General features: G+C 62.7%; 9 protein-coding genes. 6 read left to right on the forward strand and 3 right to left on the reverse strand.

Annotation, left to right across the window (positions count from 1 at the left end):
- Positions 1–2: 2 nt before the first annotated feature.
- The 6 genes from BJG93_RS30905 (at position 3) to BJG93_RS30930 (ending at position 7,350) form a co-directional block, all read left to right on the forward strand.
- Positions 3–1,811, forward strand: coding sequence for a branched-chain amino acid ABC transporter ATP-binding protein/permease (locus tag BJG93_RS30905; protein WP_027194271.1), 1,809 nt, complete (start codon positions 3–5; stop codon positions 1,809–1,811).
- Positions 1,799–2,560: an ABC transporter ATP-binding protein gene (locus tag BJG93_RS30910; protein ID WP_027194272.1), complete on the forward strand. Its 762-nt coding sequence runs from the start codon at positions 1,799–1,801 to the stop codon at positions 2,558–2,560. The genes BJG93_RS30905 and BJG93_RS30910 overlap by 13 nt, the downstream gene beginning before the upstream one ends.
- Before the next feature lie 27 nt (positions 2,561–2,587).
- Positions 2,588–3,061, forward strand: coding sequence for a ferritin-like domain-containing protein (locus BJG93_RS30915; protein ID WP_027194273.1), 474 nt, complete (start codon positions 2,588–2,590; stop codon positions 3,059–3,061).
- Between the two features lie 19 nt (positions 3,062–3,080).
- The gene (locus tag BJG93_RS30920; RefSeq protein WP_027194274.1) at positions 3,081–3,926 is read left to right on the forward strand and encodes an urea carboxylase-associated family protein; all 846 of its coding nucleotides are present in this window, start codon (positions 3,081–3,083) and stop codon (positions 3,924–3,926) included.
- A gap of 94 nt (positions 3,927–4,020) precedes the next feature.
- The gene (gene fusA / locus BJG93_RS30925; protein WP_027194275.1) at positions 4,021–6,075 is read left to right on the forward strand and encodes an elongation factor G; all 2,055 of its coding nucleotides are present in this window, start codon (positions 4,021–4,023) and stop codon (positions 6,073–6,075) included.
- A 30-nt stretch (positions 6,076–6,105) separates the two neighbouring features.
- Positions 6,106–7,350, forward strand: coding sequence for a D-amino acid dehydrogenase (locus tag BJG93_RS30930; RefSeq protein ID WP_027194276.1), 1,245 nt, complete (start codon positions 6,106–6,108; stop codon positions 7,348–7,350).
- A 324-nt stretch (positions 7,351–7,674) separates the two neighbouring features.
- On the opposite strand, the gene BJG93_RS30935 is transcribed toward BJG93_RS30930, so the two are convergent.
- The 3 genes from BJG93_RS30935 to BJG93_RS30945 form a co-directional block, all read right to left on the reverse strand.
- A complete protein-coding gene (locus BJG93_RS30935) occupies positions 7,675–9,300 on the reverse strand; it encodes a methyl-accepting chemotaxis protein (RefSeq protein WP_027194277.1) in 1,626 nt (541 codons plus the stop codon).
- A gap of 105 nt (positions 9,301–9,405) precedes the next feature.
- The gene (locus tag BJG93_RS30940; protein ID WP_027194278.1) at positions 9,406–10,533 is read right to left on the reverse strand and encodes a porin; all 1,128 of its coding nucleotides are present in this window, start codon (positions 10,531–10,533) and stop codon (positions 9,406–9,408) included.
- A 320-nt stretch (positions 10,534–10,853) separates the two neighbouring features.
- Complete coding sequence (locus tag BJG93_RS30945) at positions 10,854–11,867, reverse strand: ABC transporter substrate-binding protein (protein ID WP_027194279.1); 1,014 nt, start codon at positions 11,865–11,867, stop codon at positions 10,854–10,856.
- Positions 11,868–12,366 lie beyond the last annotated feature (499 nt).

The raw sequence follows: 12,366 nt of genomic DNA on the forward strand, positions 1-12,366 counted from the left end.
CCATGAGCGCCGCTCGGGCTTCCGCGCGTTGGGCCAAGCCTGCCGGCGGCGCGCTGCTGGTCGCCGCGGTGGCGCTGCCCGCTGTCGCGAGCAACTATATCGTCGACGTCGGCCTGACCATCGTCACCTATTCGATCCTCGGTCTCGGGCTGAACGTCGTGGTCGGTTATGCCGGCCTGCTCGATCTGGGCTACGCGGCCTTCTTCGCGATCGGCGCGTACACGACCGCGTTGCTGGAAACCCTGCTGCACTTCTCGTTTTGGGAAACGCTGCCGTTCAGTCTTGCGTTCGCTGGCATGTCGGGCATCGTGATCGGCTATCCGACGCTGCGGCTGCGCAGCGACTATCTGGCGATCGTCACGCTCGGGTTCGGCGAGATCACGCGGATCGTTGCCACCAATCTCGACATCACGGGCGGCCCGAACGGCATTTTCGGCATCGCGAGCCCGAGCCTGTTCGGTTTCGAGATCAGTTCTCCGATGGCGCTGTACGAGCTGGGAATGGTGTTTCTCGTGCTGGTGCTCGTGTTCGCCATACGGCTCGGCCGGTCGCGGTTGGGCCGCGCCTGGACCAGCATCCGCGAGGACGAGGCCGCCGCCGAGGCCGTCGGCGTGCCGACACTGCGCGTTAAGCTGCTCGCCTATGTGATCGGCGCGCTGATCGGCGGGCTGGGAGGCAGCCTGTTCGCGGCCCGCTTCGGCACCATCGACCCAACCGGCTTCACCTATCTGCAGTCCGTCACGATCCTTATCGTCGTCGTGCTCGGCGGCCGCGGCAGTATTCCCGGTGTGATCCTCGGCGCCGTCATCGTCGCCGGCCTGCCGGAGGTGCTGCGTTTTCTCAATCTGTGGCGCATCTTCGCTTTCGCGATCGGTCTCGTGATCCTGATGTTGCTGAGACCCCAAGGGCTATGGCCGGCGCCGTTGCGCCGCGTCGCACCGCCGCGCAAGGGCGCCGACGCCGATCGGGCGCCAGTGCCCAGTCATGCCGTCACCGAAGAAGCCCTGCTGGAAGTGCGCGACATGCAGCGCCGCTTCGGCGGCGTGCTGGCGGTCGGCGGTGTCAGCTTCACGGTGCGCAGCGGCGAGATCGTGAGCCTGATCGGTCCGAACGGCGCCGGCAAGACCACCGTGTTCAACTGCCTGACGGGCGTGATCCGCCTGACCGGCGGCCAGATCGTCTGGTGCGGGGAACGGCTGGCCGGCGGCGCGCCTCATCGCATCGTCCATCAGGGCATGGCGCGCACCTTCCAGGGTATCCGCCTGTTCGGCCAGATGACGGCCTTCGAAAACGTGCTGATCGGCATGGATCACCGGCTTCGGGCCTCGCTTGGCGCCGAGCTTCTGGCTTTGCCGTCCGCGCGTGCCGAGGCGGCGGACCATTCGTCCGAGGGCCTGCGCTGGCTCGCCTTCGTCGGGCTGGCGGGGCGAGCGGGCGAGCGCGCGGCGGATCTGCCGTACGGCGACCAGCGCAGGTTGGAGATCGCCCGTGCGCTCGCGAGCAGCCCTCGCCTGCTGCTGCTCGATGAGCCGGCGGCGGGCATGAATCCGACCGAGAAACTCGCGCTCATGGAACTGATCCGGCGAATCCGCGATCATGGCGTGACGGTGCTGCTGATCGAGCACGACATGATGCTGGTGATGGGCGTATCGGACCGAATCATCGTGATGGATCATGGTGTCGTCATCGCCGAGGGCGAGCCCGCTGCGATCCGGGCGGACCCGCGCGTGATCGATGCCTATCTCGGCACAGCCGAAAAGGACGAAGCGAGCGACGACGCTAGCGGGGAGACATCGCTGTGGGACTCCTAGAAATCCGCGGCCTGCGTGTGAGCTATGGGAATGTCGAAGTGCTGCACGGCATCTCGCTGGACGTCGCACAGGGCGAGATCGTCGCATTGCTCGGCAGCAACGGCGCGGGGAAAACGACCACGCTGCGGGCGATTTCCGGCTTGATCCGGCCGCGGGCGGGCGACATCGCCATGGACGGCCAGCGGCTGACGGGACTGCGCGCCCACCAGATCGTCGCGCTGGGGCTCGGTCATGTGCCGGAGGGACGGCGCATTTTCGGCGCGCTGTCGGTAGAGGAAAATCTGCATCTCGGCGGCTATCTGATCCGGCGTGACAGTGCGGCGTTGCAACAGCGAAGGAATCAGCTCTATGCGGCTTTCCCCCGCCTGGGCGAGCGGCGCGGCCAGCTGGCAGGCACGCTCAGCGGCGGCGAGCAGCAGATGCTGGCGATCGCCCGCGCGCTGATGCTGCGCCCGCGTATCGTCGTGCTGGACGAACCCTCGATGGGACTCGCGCCGAAGCTGGTCCGCGCGATCTTCGGAATGATCGCCGACATCTGCCACGAAGGCACCTCGATTCTGCTCGTCGAACAAAACGCCCGTCAGGCGCTGCGCATCGCGCATCGGGCCTACGTGCTGGAAAGCGGGCGCATTGCGCTCGCGGGCTCCGCCCGCGAGCTGGCTCAGGATAGCCGGGTCCGCGCGGCCTACCTGGGCGGCAGTGCTGGCGCGGCAGAGTCACCGGCCGACGATTCGAATGACATCGGTTGAAACGGGTCAAACGCAATGGAGGCAAACATGGCAGAGATCGATAAGGACCAGGTCGTCGACGTATTGAACCGGGTTCTGGAAGCCGAACTGGCGGGCGTCATTCGGTATACCCATTACTCGTTCCTGGTATTCGGATTTGGCCGCATCCCCATCGTGGCGTGGCTGCGGCAACAGGCGGACGAATCGCTCGTGCACGCGCAGCAGGCCGGCGAATGGATCACCACGCTGGGCGATTACCCGTCTCTCGCGATCGGTCCGCTTCTCGACTCGCACGTCTTCGACATCGCTTCCATTCTGCGTGAATCGCTCGACGCGGAGAGAGTCGCGCTCGACCTGTACCGGGAACTGCTCGCGCTGACGGAAGGTCGCTCGGTCGCGCTGGAAGAATACGCGCGCCAGATGATCCACGTCGAAGAACTGCACGCTGGCGAGGTCGACAAAATGCTGCGCCGCCCCGGCGCGATGACCACGCCGCCCGAGCGCGGTACGGCGTCGTCCTGAAACTGCAGGAGAATCCATCATGCTGAATTACCCCGCTGCCTATCAGTCCACGAAAGGCTCCGCGCTCGATGTCGATCGGCCGTTCTATCAGCGCATCGCTTCCGAGCACGACACCCGCACGCTGGTCGAATCGATCGTCGTGCCGATCCGCTCGGGGCGGGCGTGGACCGTGCCGGCTGGCCACGTGTTCCGGATCGTCACGATCGAAGGCCCGCAGGTTGCCGACCTGAACCTGTGGAACCGGCACGACCCGCGCGAGCGCATGTGGGCATCGCGCACGCGCCAGTTGCAGCAGGCGCACGTGAGCACGTTCGACCGTCTATGGTCGACGCTGCCGTTCCTGCGCCCGATGGTGACCATCACCGACGACAGTCTCTCAGACTACGGCGTCGACGAGCACGGCGGCCGTGTTCACGATCTGCTCGGCACGCGCTGCGATCCTTATGTGAACCGGATGCTGACCGGCGAGGATTTTCATTTCCACTGCCACTCCAACCTGACGCGCGCCATCGCCCCGTATGGATTGACCGAGTACGACGTCCACGACGTGCTCAATGTATTCCAGTGCACCGGCCTGAATCTCGAAGACAAATACTTCATGAAGGCATGCCCGGCAAAGAAAGGCGATTACCTGGAATTCTTCGCGGAGATCGACTTGCTGTGCGCGCTGTCGACTTGTCCGGGCGGCGATCTGTCCGTACCGATGTGGGGGCCCGACGCGCGCGATCCGCTGGACGTGTGCCGGCCGCTCGGCATCGAGGTCTGGCAGCTCGCGCCCCACCTGCTGGACGGGTGGACGCCACCGGCCGTGGCGGCCTACAAGGGCCAGCACGGAATGGTGCTCGATCAGCCGCAATGGAAGTAAGACGGCTGCAGCCCGCATCGCACGATTACGGGATGGCAGACAGGCCCGATTTCACCAATAATGGCCCCACCTCCCTTACCGTGCGAGGGCGAACATGCGTTATAGCCCCGATGCCATCCGTACGCTCGCCCTGGTCGGGCACGCCGGTTGCGGCAAAACCTCCCTTGTCGAAGCGCTGCTGTACCACGGCGGCGCGCTCCATGCGCCCGGCAGCGTGGAGCGCGGAACGACCGTCGGCGATTTCGACGCGCTCGAACGGAAGTATCACCACTCGCTGAACTCTTCCGTCACTCACCTGCATTACCGCGACACACGCATTTACCTGCTCGATACGCCGGGCTATTCCGACTTTGCGGGGCCATCGATCAGCGCGCTGCAAGCCGTCGAGACGGTTGCCGTCGTCATCAATGCGCAGACCGGCATTGAAATGACTTCCCGGCGCATGATGAGCTGGGCGGGCGAACGCAAGCTGTGCAGGATGATCATCGTGAACGGTATCGATGGAGAAAAGGTCGATCTTCCGAGCCTGCTCACGCAGATCCAGCAGACGTTCGGTATGGAATGCCTGCCCATCAACCTGCCGGCGCAGCGCGGCCATCGGGTGGTGGACTGTTTTTTCGAACCTGCCGGCGACGCTGATTTCCTGTCCGTGGAGGCCGCGCACAATGCGCTGGTCGATCAGGTGGTGGAGATCGACCCGGCCCTGATGGAGCTCTACCTGGAGCAAGGCGAGGCCATCCGTGCGGAGCAGTTGCACGAGCCGTTCGAACGGGCGTTGCGCGAAGGTCATCTGGTGCCGGTCTGCTTCACGTCGGCGGCCAATGGCGCCGGCATTGCGGAACTGCTCGACGTACTGGTTCAGCTTTTGCCCAATCCGATGGAAGGCAACCCGCCGCTCTTCTACCGCGATCTCGGCGGCGGCCGTAAGGAAGTCGTGCATGCCGAACCGGTCGCCGACAAGCACGTGTTGGCCCACACCTTCAAGATCGTGGTCGACCCTTACATCGGCAAGATGGCCGTGTTTCGCATCCACCAAGGCACGGTCGAGCGTGACAGCCAACTCTATATCGGTGACAAACGGCAGCCGTTTCGCGTCGCTCATCTGTTGATGTTGCAGGGCAAGGAGCACGTGGACGTGCTGCGTGCCGGTCCAGGCGATATCTGCGCGGTGGCCAAGGCCGACGAGATCGGCCTCGATGCCGTGCTGCACGACGCGCCCGAGGACGGCAACATTCACCTCGTCGCGCCGAACTTCCCGATGCCCATCTACGGCCTCGCGATCGAGCCGGCACGCCGCGGGCACGAGCAGCGGCTTTGGGAAGCGCTGCAAAAGCTGACCGCGGAAGACCCGTGTTTGCGTATCGAACGCGAAGCCAGCACCAACGAGACCGTGGTGCGAGGCCTCGGCGAGCTGCACTTGCGCTACATGCTGGAGCGGCTGTCGGACCTGTACAAGCTCGAAGTCGTCACGCGGCCGCCGAAAATTGCCTATCGGGAGACCGTCGGCGGCAGCGCCGACGGACACTGCCGCCACAAGAAGCAAACCGGCGGCGCCGGACAGTTCGGTGAAGTGATGCTGCGCGTGGAGCCGCTGCCGCGCGGCAAGGGCTTCGAATTCGTCGACGCGGTCAAGGGCGGCGCAATCCCCGGCCAGTTCATTCCCGCGGTGGAAAAAGGCATTCTTCAGGCGATCGAGAGCGGGCCGCTTGCCGGCGTTCCAATGCAGGACGTGCGGGTCACGGTCCTCGACGGCAAGAGCCATTCGGTCGACTCCAAGGAAGTGGCATTCGTGACCGCCGGGCGCAAAGCGTTCATCGACGCGGTGCTCAAAGCGCAGCCCATCGTGCTCGAACCGATCGTCGACATCGAGGTGACGACGCCGGAACCCGCGATGGGCGACATCATCGGCGATCTGTCTTCGAGACGCGGCCAGGTTCATGGCTCCCGCCCGGTCGGCGCGGATGCCGTGGTCGTTGTGGGGCAGGTGCCGCTTGCCGAACTCAACGATTATCAGTCTCGCCTGAACGCGATCGCCGGCGGACACGGCAGCTACAGTATTCAACTGAGCCACTACGCGCCGGTGCCCGCTGCCACGCAGGAATCGCTGGTGGCACAGCATAAGCGCCGGAGCGACACCGCGCTGTCGTGAAGGCCCCCGCCCCTTGCATCTGAGGACAACATGAAAGTGATCGTGCTCGGCGGCGGGGTTGTCGGTGTGACAACCGCGTACCAGTTACAGAACGATGGCTGCGACGTCGTGATCGTCGAGCGGCAGCCTTTGGTCGCAGCGGAAACGAGCTGGGGTAACGCGGGAATGATCGCGCCCGGGCATTCTTTCGTGTGGTCCTCGCCCAAAGCGCCAATGATTCTGCTCAAATCGCTGGTGTTGAAGGATCAGGCGTTACGCTTCAAATTTTCTGCGGACCCCAGGCTTTATAGCTGGTCGTGGCGCTTCCTGATGGAATGCACATCGAAGAAGGCACGCCGCAATACGCTGCTCAAGCATCGGCTGGCCGCGTACTCGCAACGCGTGCTGCAGCAAGTGATCGCCAGGGAGGCGATCGAATACGATCGAAACGACCGCGGAATTCTGTACTTCCATCGTACGCAGGAAGCGCTGGACCGCGGAGTCGCACAGATGAAATTGCTGGAGTCCGATGGACAGGTCATCCAGGTGCTCAGCCGCGATCAGGTGGTCGCGATCGATCCGTCCTTGGCTTCGGCAAAACACGGCATAGCGGGCGCCATTTACTGCCCGACCGACGAGACCGGCGACCCGGCAAAATTCACCCGCGCCCTGGCGGAAAAGATCGTCGCGCGCGGCGGTACGCTCTTGACGGACACCGCCGTCAGCGGCTTCGAAACAGCGGGGCAGGACGTGGTGGGCGTCAGAACCGATCGGGGCCTCGTCACAGGCGACGCGTATGTGCTCGCACTAGGTTCGTACAGTCCGGTTCTTGGCCGGCAGATCGGCATCGATCTGCCGATCTACCCGATCAAGGGATACTCGCTCACGATTCCGATAGAGGGCCAGCCGTCGCCCCCCACCGTCGCGGCGGTCGACGAACATAATCTCGTCGCCATTTCGCGCTTCGGCGACCGGATCCGGGTCACGGCGACGGCGGAGTTTGCCGGCTACGACACGAGCCACAAACCGTCTGACTTCGCGTTTATGAAGCGCGTGACGCGGGAGCTCTACCCTGCCGGGGGCAACTACGATCGCGCCGAAATGTGGGCCGGGCTCAGGCCGATGACGCCAACCAATCTGCCGTTTTTGGGCCGCAATAAGTATCGCAATCTCTACCTGAACACCGGTCATGGTCATATCGGCTGGACCATGTCCCACGGCTCGGCCCGAATCACAGCCGATCTGATCGCGGGGCGAGCGCCTGCCATTCCGACGGTGGGGCTGCTTTGCGACTGATGAACAAGCGTCCTTTGATGCATGCCGTATCAACTCAGATCTCCGCGATGACGTGCCCGGTGCGTGGCTGGCATCACTGCGTTCGGTGCGGAACATCGTTGGGGAAGGGATACGGTGCATGTGGCCCCGGCCATTCTGGCGCGGGCGGTCCGCTCAGCGCGTCGCAACCACTGCAGCCAAAAAGAACGATCCCGGCCAGCAAACCGGTCACAATCCCGCGCAGTATCGATCGAGTGTCCATGTTGCACCTCCACGCCCATCACTCTCCGTGCGGTTGGACTCGCCAATGCCGCACGGGTTGCGCTGCCATTGTCGTGCGCACCGTCATGCGTACACGTGCGAAAGTGTGGAAACTGGCTCAGCCCCCTTCCCGGTGTTCAGTCTGGCAGAAGCGAGCGGCTCGGTCATCCGGAACACCGCGACCGCGCGGTCGAGCACGCCCGCCTGCTCCTGCAGCGACGCCGCAGCAGTCGCGGCCTGCTCGACCAGCGCGGCATTCTGCTGGGTCGCCTTGTCCATGTGCGTCACCGCGCGGCTGATCTGCTCGATCCCCCGCGACTGTTCCTCGGAAGCCACGCTGATTTCGCTCACGATACGCGTCACGTTGCGCGCGGCACTCACGATCTCCGCCATGGTCGCGCCGGCGCGAATCGCGAATTCGGATCCATTCTCGACCTTCGCCACCGAACTGACGATCAGTTCCCTGATCTCTTTCGCCGCGGCCGCCGAGCGCTGCGCCAAAGCACGCACTTCACCCGCCACCACGGCGAATCCACGCCCCTCGTCGCCAGCACGTGCTGCTTCCACGGCCGCATTCAGTGCGAGTATGTTGGTCTGAAAAGCGATACCTTCGATCGCACCAATAATATCGACGATCTTGTTCGACCCCAACGACATCTCTGCGATCACGTCGATGACCTGATCGACCACTTCGCCGCCACGCGCCGCGGTTTGCGACGCGTTTTCGGCGAGCGTGCTGGCCTGCCGCGCGTTGTCGGCGTTCTGCCTGACCGTCGCCGTCAATTGCTCCATGCTCGCGGCGGTCTCCTGCAGGGTCGCCGCCTGCTGTTCGGTGCGCGTCGACAGATCCGCATTGCCGCTCGCGATCTCGCGCACGCCGTGCGCGATTGCCGCCGTGCCGAAACGAACCTGACCGACCGCGGCGACGAGACTCTCCTGCATGCGCGCAAGCGCGGCCATCAGGCGACCCATTTCGTTGGCGCGCACGCCGGCGATCTTGCCCGTGAGGTCGCCTGCCGCAATGCGTTCGAAGTGCTGGATTACCGCGTTGATCGGCCCAACGATCGATGCCTTCACCATGAAGCGCGTGAACAGGCCAAGCAGCAGCGCGACAAGCCCGATCGCAGCGAACGTCCAGCACAGCAGACGAAAATACTGCTGAGCTGATTCGAAGCGTGTCGCCTCGTGCTGCATCTGAAGGTTCTGCAGCGCAAGTTCCGCACGCTTATAGTCGCTGAACACCGCCTCGGGCGCCTGGCGTTCCGTCGTCCGGAACGTGATGAAATCGTTCTGATCGAGCGCCGTGACTTCGGGCAGCAGCACCTGTTTCATCAACTGCTCGCGCTTGGCGCGCAGCGTGTCGGTCAGCGCTTTCTCCTCGTCGTTCGACGAAGGCTGCACGAGATAGGCCGCCAGTTCGCGATCGCTGTCCGCAAGCCCGGCATGGACGCGCGCGAGCACCGCGTCGGTAGGCTTTCCCTGCGCCACGAGCGTTTCGTAGGCGCCGAGATCGACACGCACGTTCAACAGTGCCTCACCGCTCGCGGCGAGGTGGCGCATCGCAACCGTCTCTTCGCTGTACATCTTTTCGAGCGCCGCGTTGGTGGTCTTCAAACCAGCGACGGATATTGCGATGACGGACATCAACGCGGCTGTGTAGCCGGCAATGATCACCGTGAGCGCGGTTCTGATAGTCGTATTGTTGAACATGCCTCTGCCTCGCTTGCTGAAAATAAAAAGCGGCCGCGGAAAGGTCCGCGGCCGCAAGCTGGAGAACATCGTTGAAACGGATGCGCTGCGAGGCTGTGTTCCCGATCAGAATCGGGTACGCACACCCGTGGTCAGTTCGAGCTGGTTCGTCGCACCGAAGGTGGTGCCGACCGTATAGCCGCCATGCAGTCTCATATAGTCGCCGGCCAGATACAGTTCAGTGCGCTTGGACAGGTGATAAAACGCCGACCAGTACAGGGTTTCCTTGTAGCCGTTGTGCAGGCCCGAAGCCGCATCGAAGGCACCGATGTTCGCGTTCGGAATATCGCCGTCGGTGTTGTACGCGGCATTCTTCACACGCATCTGCTGATAGCCGAGCTGGTAATCGAGCGGACCTTTCGGCGACAGCTTGAGCGACACGGTCCACGCGTTATCCTGACGTTGACCCAGCGCGCCCTGATTTCCGAGGTAGCGGAAGTACCCTGCATTGGCGCGCAGAATACCGAACGTATAGTTGCCGCCAACCGAGAACGACTGGTTCGTGTTGCCTTCGCGGTTCACGTGGCTATAGAAGCCCGACACGTTGAACGGGCCGCCGTTATAACCCAGCGCAGCCTGATAGTTGGCGTTGGAGCCGAAACTCGTCGAGTTGCCGAACGCGTAACCCGCACTCGCGAAGATGCCGTTGCTGAACAGCTTCTTCCACGCGACGCCGTTGTTATAACGCGTGCCGGTCGCGCTGGCCGCGTAGAAAATCATCTGCTTGAAGTTGTTCGAGTTCGTCCAGCCGCCCTCTTCGTACCTCAGCTTCGCGCTGCCATACGGGTCACCGTAGATCGCCGCTGCATCGCGTGCAATGGTGTTCTGGAAGCCTGCCGTAATCTTGCCGAACGTGTCGTTCTCAATACCGACCCATGCGTCACGGTCGAAAATCTGACCCGGATCTTCCATTTGGCCGTTGGCCACGACGAATTCGCTCTCGAGCCGGAAGATGATCTTGGAACCACCGCCGATGTCCTCTGCACCCTGCATGCCCCAGCGGCTGCCGCTGAACCAGGGTTCGCCGTCGTTGCCCATGCCGATGACGTGATTGCCGTTCGCATCAGCATGCGTGCGATAAGTCGGAAAGCTCAGGTCCATCAGGCCGTAAAGCTGCACGCTCGACTGCGCGTGCGCGCCGCCTGCCCCCAGTGCGCTGACCGCGACAGCCAGCGAAAGATACTTTTTCTTCAAGATCGTCTCCTCAGACTACTGCGTTGAAATTGTGTTTTCCCTACTCACGACTGCGTCCGTTTCAAGGTCCCGGCAACCGGTTTGGGGTGCGAATGTTCGTCATGCTAGTGACCCCAATCCTTCACGCTCCTTTCCCGTGTCATTTCTACAACTCAGTGACTCTACTGATATCCGCATTGACGTTCGCACTAACTATTCGGAGTCCTTCGCGGCAACGCGTCAGCCTGGCTGCGCTTGAAACGCTTCCATGACGGACGGTACGACGTGCCACGACGACCCTGACGGCGCCCGCTGCGCAACAGCGCAGGGACGCCCACGACTTATTTGGAGGTGACGAACTCGTTCGTATACGTTTTGCCCAACTCCACGTGCTTGCCCTTGACCGACGGATTGAACGCCGACAGCACCTTGAGCACGGTAGCCGGACCGTCGGCCGGCATCTTGCCGTCCGCTGTGTACATCGGCAGCGATGCCTTCAGCGCGCTCACGTAGAGCGGTTTGTCTTTCTGATAGTCGTCGGGCATCTTCGCAGCGATTTCTTCTGCGCTATGCGTGTGGATGAATTGCATCGTGCGAACGAATGCATGCGCGAGCCTGGTTGCTTCGACCTTGTGCGAATCGGCCCATGCAGCCTGCACGTAGAGACTCGACGCCGGATAGGTGCCGCCCAACGCCGCCTTCGTGCCTTCGACCGAGCGCATGTCGACGAGCACTTTCGCTTCGCCGGACTTCTGCAATGCCGAGACAGTCGGCTCGGTCGTCATGCCGGCGTCGATGCGGCCTTGTTTGATCGCCGCGATGAAGCTGGCGTCAGCGCCCACCGGCAGCATCGTGTATTCCGTGGACTGGATGCCGTGCTGTCCGGCAAGGTATTGCGTCAGGAAGCTTGTTGAAGAGCCGAGGCCAGTGACACCAAGCGTCTTGCCCTTCACGTCCGCCATCGATTTAACCGTTTCGGCCGCCTTGGTCGATACCATTTCGACCTCGCCCGGCACTTGCCCGAATACGACGATTGCTTTGACGTCCTTGCCTTTGGTTTGCAGATCGATCGTATGGTCGTAGAACCCGACCACGGCCTGAACGGCACCGGCCAGTAGTTCGTTTTCAGCATCGACGCCGGCAGGCTGCGACAGCAACTCGACATCGAGCCCCTCGTCCTTGAAGTACCCAAGCTGTTCGGTCAGTCGAGCCGGCAGGTAGATCAGCTTGGTGATACCGCCCACCATGATCGTAATCTTGCTGCTGTCCGCGGCTGCCGCATGCTGCGAGGCAAGGCTGAACAACAGGCTGGAAGCAACAGCGACATGACGAAACGCACTGGACTTCGGTTGCATCGATAGTCTCCATTATTGTCGGCGGCGAAATGCTACCTGTCTGCATCGATGGCGCGATTATCGAAGCGCAAACCCTTCTCTCGGCTTACACGGCGAGGACCTACGTTTAGGGGATTTCCATGAGAGCGCCTCACTATTCGCGCAAGCGCGACAGCGTTGCCATCAGCAGGATTCGTCATCGCCTGATCCCCGGATGACGCTGCATTTCCAATGCAGTGGTTTCCTCATGGAAAACCCCCATCGGAACATGCACTCGCTGAAAGCGTTCAGAAGGTTGCGCTCTTCTAAAATTTCATCATTGATCGCGGTGCTGGACGAGATCCGGAACATGAGCGACAGACATCTGCAAGCAAGGCAAAAGATGCGATGAATCTGTTGCCGATTCCAATTGCCCCTACCATTGCGACAGAGTCAAGCGGGAGAAGCGGGGGCAGGAGACGGTTGATGGAAACACTCAGTGAAGTGCGTTACACCTACGCGTGCGCAACATGCGGATACC

Origin of the sequence: Paraburkholderia sprentiae WSM5005 (assembly GCF_001865575.2) — a bacterium.
Classification (GTDB): domain Bacteria; phylum Pseudomonadota; class Gammaproteobacteria; order Burkholderiales; family Burkholderiaceae; genus Paraburkholderia; species Paraburkholderia sprentiae.